Source organism: Streptomyces sp. OR43 (genome assembly GCF_008042275.1).
Lineage (GTDB): Bacteria > Actinomycetota > Actinomycetes > Streptomycetales > Streptomycetaceae > Streptomyces.
This window is the reverse complement of record NZ_RDBK01000043.1, coordinates 2,416,340-2,435,978: the sequence shown is the minus strand read 5'-3', so window position 1 is coordinate 2,435,978 and position 19,639 is coordinate 2,416,340. Positions and strand designations below refer to the sequence as shown.

Annotated in this window: 30 protein-coding genes; 2 read left to right on the top strand and 28 right to left on the bottom strand. The window is 68.1% G+C overall.

What is annotated here, in order from left to right:
- Positions 1 to 133: 133 nt before the first annotated feature.
- The 28 genes from rpsK to rpsJ form a co-directional block, all read right to left on the bottom strand.
- Positions 134 to 538, bottom strand: a complete 405-nt coding sequence (rpsK, locus tag EAO72_RS29975) for a 30S ribosomal protein S11 (protein ID WP_003956432.1) — start codon at positions 536 to 538, stop codon at positions 134 to 136.
- Between the two features lie 104 nt (positions 539 to 642).
- Positions 643 to 1,023: a 30S ribosomal protein S13 gene (rpsM, locus tag EAO72_RS29970; protein WP_014047799.1), complete on the bottom strand. Its 381-nt coding sequence runs from the start codon at positions 1,021 to 1,023 to the stop codon at positions 643 to 645.
- Positions 1,024 to 1,215: 192 nt separating this feature from the next.
- On the bottom strand, positions 1,216 to 1,329 hold the full coding sequence (gene rpmJ, locus EAO72_RS29965) for a 50S ribosomal protein L36 (protein WP_003956441.1): 114 nt from the start codon (positions 1,327 to 1,329) through the stop codon (positions 1,216 to 1,218).
- Positions 1,330 to 1,389: 60 nt separating this feature from the next.
- A complete protein-coding gene (infA, locus tag EAO72_RS29960; RefSeq protein WP_003956442.1) occupies positions 1,390 to 1,611 on the bottom strand; it encodes a translation initiation factor IF-1 in 222 nt (73 codons plus the stop codon).
- A 701-nt stretch (positions 1,612 to 2,312) separates the two neighbouring features.
- Entirely contained in the window at positions 2,313 to 3,149 is an 837-nt protein-coding gene (gene map / locus EAO72_RS29955) for a type I methionyl aminopeptidase (protein WP_148020238.1), read from the bottom strand.
- A gap of 119 nt (positions 3,150 to 3,268) precedes the next feature.
- The gene (locus tag EAO72_RS29950; protein WP_148020237.1) at positions 3,269 to 3,925 is read right to left on the bottom strand and encodes an adenylate kinase; all 657 of its coding nucleotides are present in this window, start codon (positions 3,923 to 3,925) and stop codon (positions 3,269 to 3,271) included.
- Entirely contained in the window at positions 3,925 to 5,244 is a 1,320-nt protein-coding gene (gene secY / locus EAO72_RS29945) for a preprotein translocase subunit SecY (protein WP_148020236.1), read from the bottom strand. The genes EAO72_RS29950 and secY overlap by 1 nt, the downstream gene beginning before the upstream one ends.
- A gap of 223 nt (positions 5,245 to 5,467) precedes the next feature.
- Positions 5,468 to 5,923: a 50S ribosomal protein L15 gene (gene rplO / locus EAO72_RS29940; RefSeq protein WP_018550610.1), complete on the bottom strand. Its 456-nt coding sequence runs from the start codon at positions 5,921 to 5,923 to the stop codon at positions 5,468 to 5,470.
- Between the two features lies 1 nt (position 5,924).
- Positions 5,925 to 6,107 carry a 50S ribosomal protein L30 gene (rpmD, locus tag EAO72_RS29935; protein ID WP_003966943.1) on the bottom strand — a complete coding sequence of 61 codons (183 nt, stop codon included), beginning with the start codon at positions 6,105 to 6,107 and terminating at the stop codon, positions 5,925 to 5,927.
- Positions 6,107 to 6,712: a 30S ribosomal protein S5 gene (rpsE, locus tag EAO72_RS29930; RefSeq protein ID WP_018101216.1), complete on the bottom strand. Its 606-nt coding sequence runs from the start codon at positions 6,710 to 6,712 to the stop codon at positions 6,107 to 6,109. The genes rpmD and rpsE overlap by 1 nt, the downstream gene beginning before the upstream one ends.
- A 47-nt stretch (positions 6,713 to 6,759) precedes the next feature.
- Positions 6,760 to 7,143, bottom strand: a complete 384-nt coding sequence (rplR, locus tag EAO72_RS29925; RefSeq protein WP_018550612.1) for a 50S ribosomal protein L18 — start codon at positions 7,141 to 7,143, stop codon at positions 6,760 to 6,762.
- A 2-nt stretch (positions 7,144 to 7,145) separates the two neighbouring features.
- The gene (gene rplF, locus EAO72_RS29920) at positions 7,146 to 7,685 is read right to left on the bottom strand and encodes a 50S ribosomal protein L6 (protein ID WP_148020235.1); all 540 of its coding nucleotides are present in this window, start codon (positions 7,683 to 7,685) and stop codon (positions 7,146 to 7,148) included.
- A gap of 21 nt (positions 7,686 to 7,706) precedes the next feature.
- Complete coding sequence (gene rpsH / locus EAO72_RS29915) at positions 7,707 to 8,105, bottom strand: 30S ribosomal protein S8 (RefSeq protein WP_018519291.1); 399 nt, start codon at positions 8,103 to 8,105, stop codon at positions 7,707 to 7,709.
- Positions 8,106 to 8,329: 224 nt separating this feature from the next.
- Entirely contained in the window at positions 8,330 to 8,515 is a 186-nt protein-coding gene (locus tag EAO72_RS29905) for a type Z 30S ribosomal protein S14 (RefSeq protein WP_003948630.1), read from the bottom strand.
- A 2-nt stretch (positions 8,516 to 8,517) separates the two neighbouring features.
- Positions 8,518 to 9,075 (bottom strand): 50S ribosomal protein L5, encoded by a 558-nt coding sequence (rplE, locus tag EAO72_RS29900; RefSeq protein ID WP_018550615.1) that lies wholly within the window; start codon positions 9,073 to 9,075, stop codon positions 8,518 to 8,520.
- Positions 9,075 to 9,398, bottom strand: coding sequence for a 50S ribosomal protein L24 (gene rplX / locus EAO72_RS29895; RefSeq protein WP_018550616.1), 324 nt, complete (start codon positions 9,396 to 9,398; stop codon positions 9,075 to 9,077). Before rplX ends, rplE begins: the two co-directional genes overlap by 1 nt.
- Positions 9,399 to 9,400: 2 nt before the next feature.
- The gene (rplN, locus tag EAO72_RS29890; RefSeq protein WP_003966950.1) at positions 9,401 to 9,769 is read right to left on the bottom strand and encodes a 50S ribosomal protein L14; all 369 of its coding nucleotides are present in this window, start codon (positions 9,767 to 9,769) and stop codon (positions 9,401 to 9,403) included.
- Between the two features lie 107 nt (positions 9,770 to 9,876).
- Positions 9,877 to 10,161 (bottom strand): 30S ribosomal protein S17, encoded by a 285-nt coding sequence (rpsQ, locus tag EAO72_RS29885; RefSeq protein ID WP_148020234.1) that lies wholly within the window; start codon positions 10,159 to 10,161, stop codon positions 9,877 to 9,879.
- On the bottom strand, positions 10,161 to 10,385 hold the full coding sequence (rpmC, locus tag EAO72_RS29880) for a 50S ribosomal protein L29 (RefSeq protein ID WP_024494976.1): 225 nt from the start codon (positions 10,383 to 10,385) through the stop codon (positions 10,161 to 10,163). The genes rpsQ and rpmC overlap by 1 nt, the downstream gene beginning before the upstream one ends.
- Positions 10,385 to 10,804 (bottom strand): 50S ribosomal protein L16, encoded by a 420-nt coding sequence (rplP, locus tag EAO72_RS29875; RefSeq protein WP_003966953.1) that lies wholly within the window; start codon positions 10,802 to 10,804, stop codon positions 10,385 to 10,387. Before rplP ends, rpmC begins: the two co-directional genes overlap by 1 nt.
- Before the next feature lie 5 nt (positions 10,805 to 10,809).
- Entirely contained in the window at positions 10,810 to 11,646 is an 837-nt protein-coding gene (gene rpsC / locus EAO72_RS29870; RefSeq protein ID WP_148020233.1) for a 30S ribosomal protein S3, read from the bottom strand.
- Positions 11,646 to 11,993 carry a 50S ribosomal protein L22 gene (rplV, locus tag EAO72_RS29865; RefSeq protein ID WP_026290933.1) on the bottom strand — a complete coding sequence of 116 codons (348 nt, stop codon included), beginning with the start codon at positions 11,991 to 11,993 and terminating at the stop codon, positions 11,646 to 11,648. The genes rpsC and rplV overlap by 1 nt, the downstream gene beginning before the upstream one ends.
- Before the next feature lie 42 nt (positions 11,994 to 12,035).
- Entirely contained in the window at positions 12,036 to 12,317 is a 282-nt protein-coding gene (gene rpsS, locus EAO72_RS29860) for a 30S ribosomal protein S19 (RefSeq protein WP_015610726.1), read from the bottom strand.
- 12 nt (positions 12,318 to 12,329) lie between these two features.
- A complete protein-coding gene (gene rplB / locus EAO72_RS29855; protein ID WP_024494973.1) occupies positions 12,330 to 13,166 on the bottom strand; it encodes a 50S ribosomal protein L2 in 837 nt (278 codons plus the stop codon).
- Positions 13,167 to 13,205: 39 nt separating this feature from the next.
- Complete coding sequence (gene rplW, locus EAO72_RS29850; protein WP_014154589.1) at positions 13,206 to 13,529, bottom strand: 50S ribosomal protein L23; 324 nt, start codon at positions 13,527 to 13,529, stop codon at positions 13,206 to 13,208.
- Positions 13,529 to 14,179, bottom strand: coding sequence for a 50S ribosomal protein L4 (gene rplD / locus EAO72_RS29845; protein ID WP_148020232.1), 651 nt, complete (start codon positions 14,177 to 14,179; stop codon positions 13,529 to 13,531). The genes rplW and rplD overlap by 1 nt, the downstream gene beginning before the upstream one ends.
- A gap of 4 nt (positions 14,180 to 14,183) precedes the next feature.
- Positions 14,184 to 14,828 carry a 50S ribosomal protein L3 gene (gene rplC / locus EAO72_RS29840; protein ID WP_136328436.1) on the bottom strand — a complete coding sequence of 215 codons (645 nt, stop codon included), beginning with the start codon at positions 14,826 to 14,828 and terminating at the stop codon, positions 14,184 to 14,186.
- Between the two features lie 14 nt (positions 14,829 to 14,842).
- Positions 14,843 to 15,151, bottom strand: a complete 309-nt coding sequence (gene rpsJ, locus EAO72_RS29835) for a 30S ribosomal protein S10 (RefSeq protein WP_003948644.1) — start codon at positions 15,149 to 15,151, stop codon at positions 14,843 to 14,845.
- Positions 15,152 to 15,657: 506 nt separating this feature from the next.
- Here rpsJ and EAO72_RS29830 point away from each other — a divergent pair.
- Positions 15,658 to 17,451: an RNA ligase family protein gene (locus EAO72_RS29830; RefSeq protein ID WP_148020231.1), complete on the top strand. Its 1,794-nt coding sequence runs from the start codon at positions 15,658 to 15,660 to the stop codon at positions 17,449 to 17,451.
- Positions 17,451 to 19,637 (top strand): poly(A) polymerase, encoded by a 2,187-nt coding sequence (locus tag EAO72_RS29825; protein ID WP_148020230.1) that lies wholly within the window; start codon positions 17,451 to 17,453, stop codon positions 19,635 to 19,637. The genes EAO72_RS29830 and EAO72_RS29825 overlap by 1 nt, the downstream gene beginning before the upstream one ends.
- Positions 19,638 to 19,639: the final 2 nt, after the last annotated feature.

The following is a 19,639-nucleotide window of genomic DNA, read 5'->3' as shown; positions in this document are numbered from 1 at the left end:
ATCCTTCAGTCGTGGGCGCCCACTATTTGACGCCCGACAGATGAAACAAGGATACGGGCGGCACGCCCCCGAAGGGACATACCGCCCGGATCCACGCTATTGATCACGCACGGCCGTTACCGGCCGTTACGCATCAGACGCGGCGACGCTTCGGCGGACGGCAGCCGTTGTGCGGCGTCGGGGTGACGTCCTGGATCGAACCGACCTCCAGGCCCGTGGCCTGCAGGGAGCGGATCGCGGTCTCGCGGCCGGAGCCCGGACCCTTGACGAAGACGTCAACCTTGCGCATGCCGTGCTCCTGCGCGCGGCGGGCGGCCGACTCGGCGGCCATCTGCGCGGCGAAGGGGGTGGACTTGCGCGAGCCCTTGAAGCCGACGTGGCCGGCGGAGGCCCAGGAGATCACGTTGCCCGAGGGGTCCGTGATCGAGACGATGGTGTTGTTGAACGTGCTCTTGATGTGGGCGTGCCCGTGAGCGACGTTCTTCTTTTCCTTGCGACGCACCTTCTTGGCTGCGCCCTGACGACCCTTGGGGGGCATGTCTTGACTCCAGATGGAGAGGGGAGGTGATCGGTCCTACAGCGAAGACCGCTGGATACCGCGGTGCCCGGGGATCCGGACGTTCGCGGTGCGTCCGCTGAGGACTACTTCTTGCCCGGCTTCTTCTTACCGGCGATCGCGCGACGCGGGCCCTTGCGGGTACGAGCGTTCGTGCTGGTGCGCTGGCCGTGGACCGGGAGACCGCGACGGTGGCGGATGCCCTGGTAGCAGCCGATCTCGATCTTGCGGCGGATGTCGCCCTGGATCTCGCGGCGAAGGTCACCCTCGGTGCGGAGGTTGGCGTCCACGTACTCGCGGATCTTGACCAGGTCCTCTTCGGCCAGGTCACGAACGCGGGTGTTCGGGTTCACGCCGGTGGTGGCGAGGATCTCCTTGGACCGGGTGCGCCCGATACCGAAGACGTAGGTGAGGGCAACCTCCACGCGCTTTTCGCGCGGGATGTCAACACCTGAAACGCGTGCCATTCAATGGCTCCAGTTGTTATTTCGGGGGTCTTCCGCAGCGCCACTCCCGACCGCCGACCTCTCGGAGAGAGGTGGTACGCCCGGGTCCCCGGCCCCCGCCGGAGGTGTCGTCAGCCGTGGCTTGGACGGGCACTGCGTATGTACGTTTACGTGCGTCGCGCGAAGTACTGCGAGATGCGAGGGGGTCGTGCGTCAGCCCTGGCGCTGCTTGTGGCGCAGGTTGTCGCAGATGACCATGACCCGACCGTGACGGCGGATCACCTTGCACTTGTCGCAGATCTTCTTGACGCTCGGCTTGACCTTCATGGGATGTCAGGTTCTCCGGGTCAGTGCCATCACCCCGCCGAAGCGGGATGCGGGCAAGATCTACTTGTAGCGGTAGACGATCCGGCCACGCGTCAGGTCGTACGGGGAGAGCTCCACCACGACCCGGTCGTCCGGGAGGATACGGATGTAGTGCATCCGCATCTTGCCGGAGATGTGCGCGAGGACCTTGTGACCGTTCTGGAGTTCCACCTTGAACATGGCGTTCGGGAGGGACTCGATCACGGTGCCCTCAATTTCGATGGCACCTTGCTTCTTGGCCACGCTTCGCCTTTCGAATCGGCTACCTTGATCGACTTCGGTCACTCGTATGCGGACACACGGATGCACGAGAGCCGACGAGTCAGTCTACGTCAGCGGACTCCAAAAGACGAATCCGTCAAGTTTGCCCACCGCGGGAGATCCTTAGACCTCGCGGTGGCCGTCAATCCCGCGAGAGGCCCGGCACCGCCGCGCCCCCCGTCACGCTCACCCCAGCGGGTCGGGCGCCGCCTCGACTCCGGCCCCTCCTCCACGCAGCCCTCGCGGGCTCGGCGCCGGGGCGCCTCACAGGCTTCGGCCCGCTGCGCCGGGCTCCGCCCCCGTCACGCTCACCCCAGCGGGTCGGGCGCCGCCTCGACTCCGGCCCCTCCTCCACGCAGCCCTCGCGGGCTCGGCGCCGGGGCGCCTCACAGGCTTCGGCCCGCTGCGCCGGGCTCCGCCCGCCGYACGTGGCTCACCCCAGCGGGTCGGGCGCCGCCTCGACTCCGGCCCCTCCTCCACGCAGCCCTCGCGGGCTCGGCGCCGGGGCGCCTCACAGGCTTCGGCCCGCTGCGCCGGGCTCCGCCCGCCGCACGTGGCTCACCCCAGCGGGTCGGGCGCCGCCTCGACTCCGGCCCCTCCTCCACGCAGCCCTCGCGGGCTCGGCGCCGGGGCGCCTCACAGGCTTCGGCCCGCTGCGCCGGGCTCCGCCCGCCGTACGTGGCTCAGCCCAGCGGGTCGGGCGCCGCCTCGACTCCGTACTGCGCCAGCTTCTCGCGGCCGCAGTCCGGCGCGGTCAGGACCAGCGGGCCCTGCTCCGTGAGGGCGATGGAGTGCTCCCAGTGGGAGGACCAGGTGCCGTCGGTGGTGATGACGGTCCACTCGTCCTCCAGGACCTCGGTACGGGCCGTGCCGAGGGACACCATCGGCTCGATGGCCAGGCAGAGGCCCGGGACCAGCTTGATGCCCTTGCCGCGCTTGCGGGCGACGTAGTTCAGCAGGTGCGGGTCCATGTGCATCTCGGTGCCGATGCCGTGCCCGCCGTAGTCCTCGATGATCCCGTACTTGCCCGTCGCCGGACGGGGCTGGCGGCGGATGTAGGACTCGATCGCCTTCGAGATGTCGACCAGGCGGTTGTTCACCTTCATCGCGGCGATGCCGGCCCACATCGACTCCTCGGTCACCCGGGAGAGCTCGATGAGCTCCGGCGCGTGACCGGTGCCGACGAAGGCCGTGTAGGCCGCGTCGCCGTGCCAGCCGTCGATGATCGCGCCGGCGTCGATGGAGATGATGTCGCCGTCCTTGAGGACGGTCTTCTCGTCCGGGATGCCGTGGACGACCACCTCGTTCACCGAGGTGCAGATCGTCGCCGGGAACCCGCCGTACCCGAGGAAGTTCGACTTCGCACCGTGGTCGGCGATCACCTTGCGGGCGACCTGGTCCAGGTCGTGCGTGGTGGCGCCGGGCACCGCCGCCTCGCGGGTGGCGGCGTGAATGGCGGCGACCACCAGCCCCGCCTCACGCATCTTCGCGATCTGCTCGGGGGTCTTGATCTGCACCATTGCGCGGCGCCTTTCTGCATGAGCGGGGACGGGTAGTCAACGATACGGCCGCAAACAGTCGGCCGCGGCGCCCAAGGACGCCGCGGCCGACTGCACTGCATGTACGGAAGGGTGTGCTCTCAGCCCTTGTCGGACTTCAGAGCCTCCATGGCCCGCTCGGTCACGTCGGTGACCTTGCCGAGCGCGGAGATGGTGACCACCAGGTTCTGCGCCCTGTAGTAGTCGATGATCGGCTCGGTCTGCGTGTGGTAGACCTCGAGCCGGGTGCGGACCGTCTCTTCGCTGTCGTCGTCGCGCTGGTACAGCTCGCCGCCACAGGTGTCGCAGACACCCTCGGTCTTCGGCGGGTTGTACGTCACGTGGAACACGTGCGCGCTCTCGTTGCGGCAGACCCGGCGGCCCGCGATGCGCTTCACGACCTCGTCCTCGGGGACTTCGAGGTCGAGTACCGCGTCCAGCTTTACGCCCTCGTCCTTGAGCATCACATCGAGGGCCTCGGCCTGACCCACGTTGCGCGGGAAGCCGTCGAGCAGGAAGCCGTTGACCGCGTCCGGCTGGGACATGCGGTCCTTGGCCATCCCGATCGTGACCTCGTCCGGCACCAGCTGCCCCGCGTCCATGTAGGCGCGGGCCTGCTTGCCAAGGTCGGTGCCCTGGCTGATGTTGGCGCGGAAGAGGTCGCCCGTGGAGATGTGCGGAATCGACAGGTTCTTGGCAAGGTACGCAGCCTGCGTTCCCTTGCCGGCACCCGGCGGGCCGACGAGGACGATTCGCATCAGCGGAGGAACCCTTCGTAATTGCGCTGCTGGAGCTGACTCTCGATCTGCTTCACGGTTTCCAGACCCACACCCACGATGATGAGGATGCTCGTCCCGCCGAACGGGAAGTTCTGGTTGGCCCCACCGAAGCCTGCCAACGCCATCGTCGGCACAAGAGCGATCAGACCCAGATACAGCGAGCCCGGCCAAGTGATCCTGTTGAGCACGTAGCTCAGATACTCGGCAGTAGGTCGACCTGCCCGGATACCCGGGATGAAGCCACCATACTTCTTCATGTTGTCGGCGACTTCCTCGGGGTTGAACGAGATCGCCACGTAGAAGAAGGCGAAGAACACGATCAACAGGAAGTACGTCGCGATGTAGTACGGGTGGTCGCCCTTGACGAAGTGGTCCTGGATCCAGGTCGCCCAGCCCGCGGTGGAGTTGGAGAACTGGACGATGAGGGCCGGGATGTAGAGCAGCGAAGAAGCGAAGATGACGGGAATCACACCCGCCTGGTTCACCTTCAGCGGGATGTAGGTGGACGTACCACCGTACGACCGGCGTCCGATCATGCGCTTCGCGTACTGGACCGGGATGCGGCGCTGGGCCTGCTCGACGAAGACGACGAGCCCGACCATCACGAAGCCGATCAGGATGACGGTGGCGAACTCGATCCAGCCGTCCGCGAGCTTGCCGCTCGTCTTGATGGCCCAGATGGCGCCCGGGAAGCTGGCGGCGATCGAGATGAACATCAGGATCGACATGCCGTTGCCGATGCCGCGGTCGGTGATGAGCTCACCGAGCCACATGACGGCGGCCGTACCGGCGGTCATCGTGATGACCATGACGACCGTCGTGAACATCGACTGGTTCGGGACGATCTGGTCGGCGACCGGGCAGCCGCTGAAGAGCGCACCGCTGCGTGCGGTGGCCACCAGGCCGGTGCCCTGCAGGATGGCGAGCGCGACCGTCAGATAACGCGTGTACTGCGTGATCTTCGCCTGGCCGGACTGCCCTTCCTTCTTGAGTGCCTCGAGTCGGGGAATCACCACGGTCAGCAGCTGAAGAATGATGCTGGCCGTGATGTACGGCATGATGCCGAGCGCGAAGATCGTGATCTGCAGCAGTGCACCACCGCTGAACATGTTCACCAGGCCGAAGAGGCTGTTGTTGCCCTTACTTGCCTGATCAACACAGGTCTGGACGTTCTCGTAGCTCACTCCCGGTACCGGGATGTGCGCCCCGAGCCGGTAGAGCACGATGATGCCGAGCGTGAAGAACAGCTTCTTGCGCAGGTCGGGCGTCTTGAACGCCCGGGCGAACGCGGTGAGCACGGTGCCTCCTGCGACCCCCGCGCAATGCGTAGAGGTGACGGTCTTGAGGTTCGATGAATAAGTGATAGCCAAAGGGCCCAAGGCGCTTGCACCCAGGGCTTACCACAGCAACGGAGGCCACCTTACCGGCGTACATGCCCCCCTAGGAACGACCAACCGGGGATGCCCCATATGAGAGGCATCCCCGGTTGGATGTTCAGGCCACCGAATGGTCCGAGTTGTCTCAGACGAGCTCGGTGACGGTGCCGCCGGCAGCGGCAATCTTCTCCTTGGCGGAGCCGGAGACGGCGTCAACCGAAACCTGCAGTGCCACGGAGATCTCGCCCTGTCCGAGGACCTTGACGAGGTGGTTGTTGCGCACAGCGCCCTTGGCGACCAGATCGGCCACCGTGACCTCTCCACCCTCGGGGTAGAGCGTCGCGAGCTTGTCCAGGTTCACGACCTGGTACTCGGTGCGGAACGGGTTCTTGAAGCCCTTGAGCTTCGGGAGACGCATGTGGAGGGGCATCTGCCCACCCTCGAAGCGCTCCGGAACCTGGTAACGGGCCTTGGTGCCCTTGGTACCACGACCAGCGGTCTTACCCTTGGATGCCTCACCACGACCCACACGGGTCTTGGCGGTCTTGGCACCCGGGGCAGGCCGGAGGTCATGCGCCTTCAGCGGCTTGTTCTCCGCCATGTCAGTCGACCTCCTCAACCGTCACGAGGTGGCGGACGGTGTGAACCATTCCGCGGAACTCGGGGCGGTCCTCCTTGACAACCGAGTCGTTCAGGCGCTTGAGCCCGAGCGAACGCAGGGTGTCGCGGTGGTTCTGCTTGCTGCCGATGTACGACTTCGTCTGCGTGATCTTGAGACGGGCCATTACGCACCCGCTCCCGCACGAGCACGGAGCAGAGCCGCGGGGGCGACGTCCTCGAGGGGCAGACCACGGCGAGCCGCGATCTCCTCGGGACGCTGCAGGCCCTGGAGGGCCGCCACGGTCGCGTGCACGATGTTGATCGGGTTCGAAGAACCGAGCGACTTCGACAGGATGTCGTGAACGCCGGCGCACTCCAGAACGGCGCGCACCGGGCCACCGGCGATAACACCGGTACCGGGGGAAGCAGGCTTGAGCAGAACGACACCCGCAGCCTTCTCGCCCTGGATCGGGTGAGGGATGGTGCCCTGGATACGCGGAACCTTGAAGAAGTTCTTCTTGGCTTCTTCCACGCCCTTGGCAATGGCCGCGGGAACTTCCTTGGCCTTGCCGTAACCGACACCGACGGTGCCGTCACCATCGCCCACCACGACCAGCGCGGTGAAGCTGAAGCGACGACCACCCTTCACAACCTTGGCGACACGGTTGATCGCGACGACGCGCTCGACGTACGCGGTCTTCTCGGCGGCAGCAGCGCCGCCGTCACGGCCCTTCCGGTCCCGCCGCTCGCCGCCACCGGCACCGCTTCCGCGGCGCTGGGGTCCAGCCATTGGATTTACCTCTCTCTGTTACGTCCGCTGTGCGTAGGAACCGGGGCTTAGAACTTCAGCCCGGCTTCACGGGCGGCGTCAGCCAGAGCGGCAATCCGCCCGGCGTACTGGTTACCACCGCGGTCAAACACGACGGCCTCGACGCCTGCGGCCTTGGCACGCTCGGCGACCAGGGCGCCGACCTGCTTGGCCTGGCTGCTCTTGTCGCCCTCGCCACCACGGATGGAGACGTCCAGGGTCGACGCCGACGCGAGCGTGTGGCCCGCGATGTCGTCGATGACCTGAGCCACCATGTGGCGGTTGGAACGCGTCACAACCAAGCGCGGACGCTCCGGCGAACCGGAGATGTGCTTGCGGACGCGGATGTGGCGACGCTTGAGAGCGGCACGCTTGTACGCGTCGCCCTTGGCGATCTTTACGCCGTATGCCATCGCTACTTACCAGCCTTTCCGACCTTGCGGCGGATGACCTCGCCGGCGTACTTGACGCCCTTGGCCTTGTACGGGTCAGGCTTCCGCAGCTTGCGGATCTTGGCCGCGGTCTCGCCGACCTTCTGCTTGTCGATGCCCTCGACGGTGAACTTCGTGGGGGACTCCACCTTGAAGGTGATGCCCTCCGGGGCCTCGATCAGGATCGGGTGGCTGTAGCCCAGGGCGAACTCCAGGTTGGAGCCCTTCGCCTGGACGCGGTAACCGACACCACTGATCTCGAGCGCCTTGATGTATCCCGTGGTCACGCCGGTGATCATGTTCGCCACCAGCGTGCGGGACAGGCCGTGAAGGGCCTTGTTCTGACGCTCGTCGTTCGGGCGGGCGACGTTCAGGACGCCGTCCTCACCCTTGGTGACCTCGATCGGCGACGCGACGGTGTGCGAGAGGGTGCCCTTGGGCCCCTTCACCGCGACCGTGCGGCCATCGATGGTGACGTCCACACCGGCGGGAACCTGGATGGGGAGCTTGCCGATTCGCGACATGAGCTATTCCTCCGTTCCCGACTACCAGACGTAGGCGAGGACTTCCCCACCTACGCCCTTCTTGCTGGCCTGCTGGCCGGTCAGGAGACCGTGGGACGTGGAGATGATCGCCACGCCCAGGCCGCCGAGAACCTTCGGCAGGTTGGTGGACTTTGCGTATACACGCAGACCCGGCTTCGAGATTCGCTTGATGCCGGCGATCGAGCGCTCGCGGTTCGGGCCGAACTTCAGCTCGAGGACGAGGTTCTTGCCAACCTCGGCGTCCTCGACCTTCCAGCCCGTGATGAAGCCCTCCTGCTGGAGGATCTCCGCGATGTGCGACTTGATCTTGCTGTGCGGCATCGTGACGTCGTCGTGATACGCCGAGTTCGCGTTACGCAGACGCGTGAGCATGTCTGCGATGGGATCAGTCATGGTCATGAGTTGGCCTTCGGCCTCTCTCGCCGGGGTTTCCTGTATGCGCCATCCCTCTCCCCACTCAGAGGCGGGACGGGTGCGGTGCGGGGACCTACGGCGTAGTAAGTCGGTCTTGGGCGGCAGGCGCCCAACCCCACAAGCCTACGGCATGTGAGGCCGGGCTCCTGCCGACCAGATGCTTACCGAGAGTCTCCGGGTAATCCCAACGCCCAAAGGGCGAAGGAGATTTACCAGGAGCTCTTGGTCACGCCCGGCAGCTCGCCACGGTGAGCCATCTCACGAAGGCACACGCGGCACAGGCCGAACTTGCGGTAGACGGAGTGGGGCCGGCCGCAGCGCTGGCACCGGGTGTAACCCCGGACGCCGAACTTCGGCTTGCGGGCGGCCTTAGCGATCAGAGCCTTCTTCGCCACGGTCAGTTCTCCTTGAACGGGAAGCCGAGGTGACGAAGGAGGGCACGACCCTCGTCGTCATTGGTCGCCGTGGTGACCACGGTGATGTCCATGCCCCGGACCCGGTCGATCTTGTCCTGGTCGATCTCGTGGAACATGACCTGCTCCGTGAGACCGAAGGTGTAGTTGCCACGGCCGTCGAACTGCTTCGGCGACAGGCCACGGAAGTCACGGATACGCGGAAGCGCGAGCGACAGCGTACGGTCCAGGAACTCCCACATGCGGTCACCACGGAGGGTGACGTGGCAGCCGATCGGCTGCCCCTCGCGCAGCTTGAACTGCGCGATCGACTTGCGGGCCTTGGTGACGGCCGGCTTCTGACCGGTGATCGTGGTGAGGTCGCGCACGGCGCCATCGATCAGCTTGGAGTCGCGGGCGGCGTCGCCCACACCCATGTTGACCACGATCTTGACCAGACCGGGAATCTGCATGACGTTCTCGTAGGAGAACTCCTCACGCAGCTTGCCGGCGATTTCCTCGCGGTAGCGCGTCTTGAGACGCGGCGCAGTGGTGGTAGTCATCAGATGTCCTCACCGGTGCGCTTGGCAACGCGGATCTTGTTGCCCTCGTCGTCAAAGCGGTAGCCGACGCGAGTAACGACCTTGTTGCCGTCCTTCTCAACAACCAGCTGCACGTTGCTGACGTGGACGGGGGCCTCGGTCGTCACAATGCCACCGGTCTGCGAACCGCGAGCGGTCTGACCGGCCTTGGTGTGCTTCTTGACCCGGTTGACACCCTCGACGAGGACGCGGTCCTGAGCAGGGTAGGCAACGATGACCTTGCCCTGCTTGCCCTTGTCCTTACCGGTGATGACCTGAACCAGGTCGCCCTTCTTGATCTTCATGCTTACAGCACCTCCGGCGCGAGCGAGATGATCTTCATGAACTTCTTCTCGCGCAGCTCACGGCCCACCGGGCCGAAGATACGGGTGCCGCGGGGGTCGCCGTCGTTCTTGAGAATGACAGCGGCGTTCTCGTCGAAGCGGATGTACGAGCCATCCTGACGACGACGCTCCTTGACGGTGCGAACGATGACGGCCTTGACGACGTCACCCTTCTTCACGTTGCCACCGGGGATCGCGTCCTTGACGGTGGCGACGATGACGTCACCGATGCCCGCGTAGCGGCGACCCGAGCCACCGAGAACACGGATGGTGAGAATTTCCTTCGCACCCGTGTTGTCGGCGACACGCAGTCGCGACTCCTGCTGGATCACGTCTATCTCCTGATCGTCTGCCGGTTCCCGGCGGGGGCCGCTCCGTTACCGGAACGGACCCCCGCCGAGCCTGGCGGAACCTGCCTGAAGGGGAAACCCCTCAGGAATTACTTGGCCTTCTCGAGGATCTCGACGATGCGCCACCGCTTCGTGGCGGACAGCGGCCGGGTCTCCATGAGGAGGACACGGTCGCCGACGCCGGCGGCGTTCTGCTCGTCGTGAGCCTTGAGCTTGTTCGTACGGCGGATGACCTTGCCGTACAGCGCGTGCTTGACGCGGTCCTCGACAGCGACGACGACGGTCTTGTCCATCTTGTCGCTGACGACCAGACCCTCACGGGTCTTGCGGAAACCGCGGTCGGTGTTCGTCTCAGTCACAGTGCTCTCGCTCATCAGACGCTCTCCACCGTCTCGATGCCGAGCTCGCGCTCACGCATCAGGGTGTAGATCCGGGCGATGTCCTTACGGACGGACTTGAGCCGGCCGTGGTTCTCGAGCTGTCCGGTCGCCGCCTGGAAGCGGAGGTTGAACAGCTCTTCCTTGGCCTCGCGGAGCTTGTTGAGGAGCTCCTCGTTGCCCAGCTCGCGCAGCTCGGACGTCTTGGTACCGGCCGACATCACGACTCACCTGCCTCGCGCCGAACAATCCGGCACTTCATCGGAAGCTTGTGAGCAGCGCGGGTGAGCGCCTCACGAGCAATCTTCTCGTTCGGGTAGGACAGCTCGAACATCACCCGGCCCGGCTTGACGTTCGCGATCCACCACTCGGGAGAACCCTTACCGGAACCCATGCGGGTCTCGGCAGGCTTCTTCGTCAGGGGACGGTCCGGGTAGATGTTGATCCAGACCTTGCCGCCACGCTTGATGTGACGGGTCATCGCGATACGAGCGGACTCGATCTGACGGTTCGTCACGTACGCCGGGGTCAGCGCCTGGATGCCGTACTCGCCGAACGCAACCTGCGTGCCACCCTTGGACATACCGCTGCGCTTCGGGTGGTGCTGCTTGCGGTGCTTGACCCTACGGGGGATCAGCATTTCGGTCAGGCCTCCGTTCCGGTGCTCTCAGCAGCCGGAGCAGCGGCGGACGCCTCGGCCTTGGGGGCCTCGGCGGCCGGAGCCGACTGCTGCGGCTTACGGCCGCGACCGCCACGCTCGCCACCACGGCCACCGCGGCCGGCCGGACGGTCAGCGCCGCCACGGGCCGGGCGGTTGCCCGCACGGGCAGCAGCGTTCTCGGCGCGGACCTCGGCGATGTTCTTGACGTCGCCCTTGTAGATCCAGACCTTCACGCCGATACGGCCGAAGGTCGTCTTGGCCTCGAAGAAGCCGTAGTCGACGTTCGCACGGAGGGTGTGCAGGGGCACGCGGCCCTCGCGGTAGAACTCCGAGCGGGACATCTCGGCGCCGCCGAGGCGACCGCCGCACTGGATCTTGATGCCCTTGGCGCCGGCCTTCATCGAGCTCTGCATGCTCTTACGCATGGCGCGACGGAAGGAGACGCGGGAGGAGAGCTGCTCGGCGACGGCCTGGGCCACCAGCTGAGCGTCCACCTCGGGGTTCTTGACCTCGAGGATGTTCAGCTGGACCTGCTTGCCGGTCAGCTTCTCCAGCTCGCCACGGATGCGGTCGGCCTCGGCGCCGCGGCGGCCGATGACGATGCCCGGGCGGGCGGTGTGGATGTCAACGCGGACGCGGTCGCGGGTGCGCTCGATCTCAACCTTCGAGATACCGGCTCGCTCCATGCCCTTCGTCATCATGCGACGAATGGCGACGTCTTCCTTGACGTAGTCCTTGTACAGCTTGTCGGCGTACCAACGGGACTTGAAGTCCGTGGTAATGCCGAGCCGGAACCCGTGCGGGTTTACCTTCTGGCCCATTACCGGGTTCCTTCCTTGCTGCTGACGACCACGGTGATGTGGCTGGTCCGCTTACGGATCCGGTAGGCACGGCCCTGAGCACGCGGACGGAACCGCTTCAGGGTCGGGCCCTCGTCCACGTACGCCTCGCTGATGACCAGCGAAGAGGCGTCAGGGTGGTCGTAGTTGTGTGCAGCGTTGGCGATGGCGCTGTCAAGCACCTTGCCAACCGGCACGCTCGCGGCCTGCGGGGCGAAACGCAGGACCGCCTGAGCCTCCGTGGCATCCATGCCACGGATGAGGTCCACCACTCGGCGGGCCTTCATGGGCGTGACGCGGATGTACCGCGCCTGGGCCCTGGCTTCCATGGTTGTCCCTTCGGTGTGAGTCATAGTCGTTTCCACCCCGCGCTAGCGGCGCTTCGACTTCCGGTCGTCCTTGACGTGGCCGCGGAAGGTGCGAGTCGGCGAGAACTCGCCGAGCTTGTGGCCGACCATCGACTCGGTGACGAACACCGGGACGTGGATCTTGCCGTTGTGCACCGCGATGGTGTGACCCAGCATGGCCGGGATGATCATCGAGCGACGGGACCAGGTCTTGATGACGTTCTTGGTGCCAGCTTCGTTCTGGACATCCACCTTCTTGACGAGGTGGCCGTCGACGAAGGGCCCCTTCTTGAGACTGCGCGGCATCTAAACCCGCTCCTAGCGCTTCTTGTTCGTCTTGCGGCGGCGGACGATGTACTTGCTCGATGCCTTCTTCGGCGAGCGAGTACGACCCTCCTTCTGACCCCACGGCGAGACCGGGTGACGTCCACCGGAGGTCTTGCCTTCACCACCACCGTGCGGGTGGTCAACCGGGTTCATCGCGACACCGCGGACGGACGGGCGAACGCCCTTCCAGCGCATGCGGCCGGCCTTGCCCCAGTTGATGTTCGACTGCTCGGCGTTGCCGACCTCACCGATCGTGGCGCGGCAGCGGGCGTCGACCAGGCGGATCTCACCCGACGGCATACGAAGGTGGGCCATGGTGCCCTCCTTCGCCAGCAGCTGCACGGAGGCACCCGCGGAACGGGCGAACTTCGCGCCGCCGCCGGGCCGCAGCTCGATGGCGTGGATGGTCGTACCGACCGGGATGTTGCGCAGCGCCAGGTTGTTGCCGGGCTTGATGTCGGCGGCCGGGCCGTTCTCGACACGGTCGCCCTGACCCAGGCCACGCGGCGCGATGATGTAGCGCTTCTCGCCGTCCGCGTAGTGCAGGAGCGCGATGCGCGCGGTGCGGTTCGGGTCGTACTCGATGTGCGCGACCTTGGCCGGCACGCCGTCCTTGTCGTGACGACGGAAGTCGATCACGCGGTAGGCGCGCTTGTGGCCACCACCCTGGTGGCGAACGGTCACACGACCGGTGTTGTTACGGCCGCCCTTGCTGTGCAGGGGGCGGACCAGCGACTTCTCCGGCGTGGACCGCGTGATCTCGACAAAGTCGGCGACGCTGGAGCCACGACGGCCCGGGGTCGTCGGCTTGTACTTGCGGATACCCATTTCTCAGTCCTCGTCCGATTCCGGACGACTCGACCTCCGTTAGGAGGTCGGGCCGCCGAAGATGTCGATTCGGTCGCCCTCAGCGAGGGTCACGATGGCGCGCTTGGTGTCAGCGCGCTTGCCGAAACCGGTCTTGGTGCGCTTGCGCTTACCCTGACGGTTGATCGTGTTGACCCCGGTGACCTTGACCGAGAAGACCGCTTCGACGGCCTGCTTGATCTGGGTCTTGTTGGAGCCGGGCGCGACGATGAACGTGTACTTGTTCTCGTCGAGCAGCGCGTAGCTCTTCTCCGAAACAACCGGCTTGACGAGAACGTCACGCGGGTCGGAGTAGGTCTTGCTGGTAACGGTCGCCTCGCTCATCAGGCGTCGCTCCCTTCGGTCTCAGCGGTCTGGGGGCCAGACACGAAGGACTCGAAAGCGGCCTGGGTGAAGACCACGTCGTCAGAGACGATCACGTCGTACGTGTTCAGCTGGCCCGGGTCCAGGATGTGCACCTGGGGCAGGTTGCGCGCGGAGAGCCACGCGGCCTCGTCGTTGCGGTCGACGACCAGGAGCACGTTGTTGCGCTCCGAGATCTTGCCGAGCAGCGACTTCGCGGCCTTGGTGGAAACCGCACCCTCGACCACGCCGGTGACGACGTGGATGCGGGAGTGGCGCGCCCGGTCGGAGAGGGCTCCGCGCAGGGCGGCGGCCTTCATCTTCTTGGGGGTGCGCTGCGAGTAGTCACGCGGCTGCGGGCCGTGGACGACGCCACCGCCGACGAACTGCGGTGCGCGGGTCGAACCCTGGCGGGCGCGGCCGGTGCCCTTCTGGCGGTAAGGCTTGCGCCCACCACCACGGACTTCGCCGCGACGCTTGGTCTTGTGCGTGCCCTGACGGGCAGCTGCCAGCTGTGCGACAACGACCTGGTGGATCAGCGGAACGCTGGTCTTCGCGTCGAAGATCTCCGCGGGGAGCTCGACGGTACCGGCCTTGTCGCCTGCCGGCGAAAGGATGTCAATGGTGCTCATTACCTCAAGCCCCCTTGGCCGCGGTACGGACCAGGACGAGGCCGCCGTTCGGACCGGGGACTGCGCCCTTGATGAGGAGCAGACCCTTCTCCGCGTCAACCGCGTGGATGGTCAGGTTCTGGGTGGTGACGCGCTCGTTACCCATCCGACCGGCCATGCGCATGCCCTTGAAGACACGCCCAGGGGTGGCACAGCCACCGATCGAACCGGGGGAACGGTGCTTGCGCTGGACGCCGTGACCGGCGCCGAGGCCCTTGAAGTTGTGACGCTTCATGACACCGGCGAAGCCCTTGCCCTTGCTCTTGCCCGTGACGTCAACCTTGACGCCGGACTCGAACACCTGGGCGGTGATCTCCTGGCCCAGCGTGTACTCGCTGGCGTCAGGGGTGCGGAGCTCCACCAGGTGGCGGCGCGGGGTCACGTCGGCCTTGGCGAAGTGACCCTTGAGGGGCTTGTTCACCTTGCGCGGGTCGATCTCGCCGAAGGCGATCTGGACCGACTCGTAGCCGTCGCTGTCGTTCGTACGCACCTGCGTCACGACGCACGGACCGGCCTTGACGACGGTCACCGGGACAACCCGGTTGTTCTCGTCCCAGACCTGGGTCATACCGAGCTTCTCGCCCAGGACGCCCTTGATGTTCTTGCTCATCTCGGCCCGTCCCCTCAGAGCTTGATCTCGATGTCGACGCCAGCCGGCAGGTCGAGGCGCATCAGCGAGTCAACCGTCTTCGGCGTGGGGTCGAGAATGTCGATGAGGCGCTTGTGCGTGCGCATCTCGAAGTGCTCGCGAGAGTCCTTGTACTTGTGCGGCGACTTGATGACGCAGTACACGTTCTTCTCAGTGGGCAGCGGCACCGGGCCCGCGACCGACGCACCAGTGCGGGTCACCGTCTCGACGATCTTCTTCGCCGAGGAGTCGATGACCTCGTGGTCGTAGGCCTTGAGCCGGATGCGGATCTTCTGTCCCGCCATGGCTACTAGTAGTCCTGTCTCTCGTAACGCTCTGGAACCCGAGGTTCTGGTAACTCCGCCTCCGACCCACGCGGTCGGGCGTGTCGCATCCCCTCTACGAAAATCTCCCGAAGGAAATCCCAACCAAGGGGGTGCGGGCCTGAGACCGCGCTGCCGGGGGAGGAACCCCACCGGGCGCCTGGCCGGTGCCACACATACGCTTCCCGAAAGATTCCCGTACGTCCGGCCCTTACAGGGCCGACGAGTACTGTGGGACTCGCTTCCGGTCCTCCCGGCGGGAGGCGCGCAGCATTGACACTCAACCGAGCAACCTGGTCAGTGTGCCATACGGCGCATGAGCCTGGCCAATCGGGCCGAGGATCTTACCCCCCGCGCCGCCGTGGTCAAACGCGGGCACGAACGGTGAGACCCGGCCCGTGCTCCCCGCCTCGATATTCGGTCGAGTGCCGCACGGCCCCGCCCCTAGTGTGAACGGCCGGGACGGCGACTCACCGGGGGCACGGAACATGCGTACGCACTATCCACGGACGCCGCATCTTCCCTGGTCACCCGGGGTCACCTCGGACGATGTGCGCCTGGCCGACCTCGCCGGGCTGACCGGCTCCGAGGTCGTCGTCACCGAGAAGCTGGACGGCGAGAACACCACGCTGTACGCGGACGGGCTGCACGCCCGCTCCCTCGACTCGGCGCACCACCCCTCCCGCGGCTGGGTCAAGGCGCTCCAGGGCCGCATCGGCCCGCGCATCCCGGCGGGGTGGCGGATCTGCGGCGAGAACATGTTCGCCCGCCACTCGATCCCGTACGAGGACCTGGCGAGCCACTTCTACGGCTTCTCCGTCTGGGACGGGGAGGTCTGCCTGGACTGGGACCGGACCGTGGACTTCCTGCGGGACCTGGGCATCCCGACCCCGCCGGTCCTGTGGCGAGGCGTGTTCGACACCCGGGCCGAGAAGGCGCTGCGCGCACTGAGGCCGGACACGCTACGCCAGGAGGGTTACGTCGTCCGCCCCGCCGAGAGCTTCCCGGCCGCGGCGTTCAAGCGGCGCGTGGCGAAGTGGGTGCGGCCGGGCCACGTGACGACGGACACGCACTGGATGCACGCGGCGGTGACGGAGAACGGCCTGGGCCCGGCCGCCGCCCTGTGGGCCGTGCGCTCGGGCGCCCCGGTGGACCCGGCGGCGCTCGCGGTCGCGGTCGGCGCCGGGGCGGGCGGAGCGACGGGCGGCACGGGGCGTCCGGGGGCGCTCGGCGATGTCGGCACGGGCACCGGGGTGGGTGAGGCGGCGGGCACCACAGGGCAGCCGGCGGCGCTCGCCACGGGCATCGCCCCCGGCGACGCGGCCGCGGCCCTCGCGACGGCCGACGCCCTGGACGCACGGGGCCGCACCGGCGACGACCGCCTGGCCGGGGTGCTCGCCGCCCTGCTGCACCGCACCCGCCGGGCCGCACTCGCCCCGGCGCTCGCCGGACCGCTCGGCATGCCGCTCGCCCGCCGCACCGCGGACCTGGTCGGCCTGTACCCCGCACTGCACCGCCCCTATCCGGACGACGAGCGCCACGCGGGCCTGGCCCGGATGGCGCTCGCCGCCGACCTGCCGGTCCTGCACGCGCTGGCGGGCGTACTGGCGGACGGCCCCGAGGCACGCGAGCAGGTGGAGTGGTCGGCCCTGCACGCGGCGGAGGTGGCGGAACCGGCCGGGCTGCGGGAGTCCTTCGCGGACCTGGAGCCGGACGCCGCAGCCCGCTGCCTGGCGCAGGCCCGCGAGGCGTACGCGCGGGGCCGCATCGGCACCGCGGCGGAGGCGGTCGCCGCGACGTGGCGGTGGCGGTCCGGTGACTTCCCGCGCCTCATCCACCTGGTCGGCCCCTCCGGCAGCGGCAAGAGCACCTTCGGCCGCGGGCTTCCGGGCGTCGCCACGTACCTCTCGCTCGACGACCTGCGCGAGGCCCGCGGATCGCGCGCCGACCAGAGCGCCAACGCGGACGTGCTGCGCGAGGGCCTGGACCGCCTGGACGCCGCCCTCGTCCCCGGCGCGACGGTGGTCTGGGACGCCACCTCGCTCAACGCGCACCAGCGCTCCCTGGTCCACGCGGTCGCCCACCGCCGGGACGCCCTGATCACCCACGCCGTGGCCTGGATCGGCGCGGACGAACTCACCGCCCGCAACACCCGGCGCAGCCACCCCGTCCCCCCGGAGGTCCTGGCCTCCCAGCTGCGCCGCTTCGTACCCCCGTACCCCGGCCAGGCCCACCGCACCTGGTACATCGGCACGAGCGGAACCGTGGAGGACCGGACCTGATGCGTACGAGCGAGGAGATCTACCACCGGGTCCGCTGGGACGCCCGCTTCGACCCGGCACGCTTCGTCCTGGGTGTCGCCCAGCGCGGCCGGGACCCCAAGCGGGTGCCGCTGGAGCGGTTCACGCCCGGCGGAGACATCCCCTGGCACCGGGTGCTGTTCTTCGAGGCGGACGGCGAGGTGGTGTGGGACCGCTCCTCGGGCACGGACCGGATCGACGCGACGGACGCGGGCCGGGTCCGCAGCCCGCGCCGCCTGCCCTCCCCCTACTTCACCTCCCGCGTCCCGCACGCCTTCTCCCCTCCTACGGGCGCCTGGGAGCCGTCGCCGGCTCGGCTCCCCGGCCCGTCCGGCCCGTCCGGTCCGCCCGGCCCGCTGACGGTGCTCACCTGGAATACCCTCTGGGACCGCTACGACAGCGACCGCATCGACACGGCCCGCCGCCGCCCGCTCCTCCTCGACGCCCTGCGCGCGGCGGACGCGGACGTGATCGCGCTCCAGGAGGCGGAGCCCGCGCTGCTGGACCTGCTGCTGGCCAGCGACTGGGTACGGGACGCGTACGTCCTCGCCACCGACCCGGCCGGCCATGACGTACCGGACTGCGGACTGCTACTGCTCAGCCGGCTGCCCGTGAGCGAGGCGGCTCTGCACGCGCTCGGCCCGCACAAGGCGGTGGCCGCGGCCGTCGTCGAGACGGCCGCAGGCCCCGTCACCGTGGCCGTGACCCACCTCAGCAGCGACCACTCCCCCGAGGGCGCCACCCGCCGCGACGCCGAACTGACCGACCTGGCAACGGGGTTGGCTTCGGTCCAGGGCGAACTGCTGCTGGTGGGCGACTTCAACGACGGCGGCGACCACCCGCAGACCCGCCTGGCGATGACGGACGCGTGGACGGAGATCCACGGGCCCGCCGACGCCACTCCCACCTTCGACCCTTCGGTGAACCCCCTGGCCGCCGTCTCCTCTCTGTCGGGCCGCGTCTCCCGGCTGGACAGGGTGCTGCTGCGTACGGAACGGCTGCGCGCCCGGTCGGCGGCCCTGACGGGTGAGGTGCCCGGCCCGGAGGGGCTGTGCGTCTCCGACCACTACGGGGTACGGGTGGAGCTGGGCCCGCCGCTCGCTGCCGCCGACGGGGTCAGGGAACGGGTCGCCGCCGCCCTTCCCGGCGCCCGGGTCCACGTCGTCGGCTCCCGGCGCATGGGCTGCGCGCTGCCCGGCGCGGACCTGGACCTGGTCGCGGCCCTGCCCGGCGCCGTCGAGCCGGCCAGGGTGCGGTCCCGGCTGGCGGATGCCTTCCCGGAGGCCCACGGCCTGCGCGAGGTGTCCGGCGCCCGGGTGCCCGGGCTGCGCTGGCAGCTCGACGGCCTCCGGGTCGACCTGGTCACCGTGGCGACCGGGGCCCTCTCCCCCGACGAGGCGGTCGCCCGCCGCAGTGAGCTGGGCGACGCGGCGGAGGTCGCGCTCAGCGCGGTGAGCGATGCCGAGGCGGTGCTCGCGGCAGCGGACCCGCACCGGGACGCCTACGCCGCTCTCGCCCGGGACGTCAAGGCGTGGGCGGGGGCAAGGGGCCTCGACTCCGCGCCGTGCGGCGGGCTGCCGGGTCTGGCCTGGGCGGTACTCGCCGCCCGTACCGCGCACGAGGCGGGCGACCTGCCGCCGCTCGCGCTGCTCCGGCACTTCTTCGCGACCTGGGCGGCGTGGGACTGGGACGAGGCGGTGGGCGGGGCTGCGGCAACCGGTGACCCGGTTACGGTGCTGACGCCGACGGCTCCGGTGCGGTCCTGCACCCAGCAGGTCTCCGTCGCGGGCCGCGATCTCCTGGCCGCCGAGCTGTACCGGGCCTGGGAGGTCCTGGAGACCGCGGAGGACGGCACCGACCCGCGTGCGCTGCTGTGCGCGCCGCCGCGCCTTGCTGACCTGCACCCGTCCTGGGCCCTCGCCTCGGTGCCCCCGGGCGGCCCGGACGAGGGGCGGCTACGCGGGCGTCTGCTGGCCCTGACCGCCGCCCTCGCCGAGGCGGGCGCCGCCGACTGCCGTATCTGGCCGCGCCCGCTCAGCGTCGGCGGCCGCACGGGGTACGCGATCGGGCTCGGCGCGACCCCGCCACCGGCTCACCGACTGGCGGAGATCGGGGCGGAGGTGCTGCGGGGGATCCGGGACGCGTCGTTGGCGCCGGTACGTATATAGGG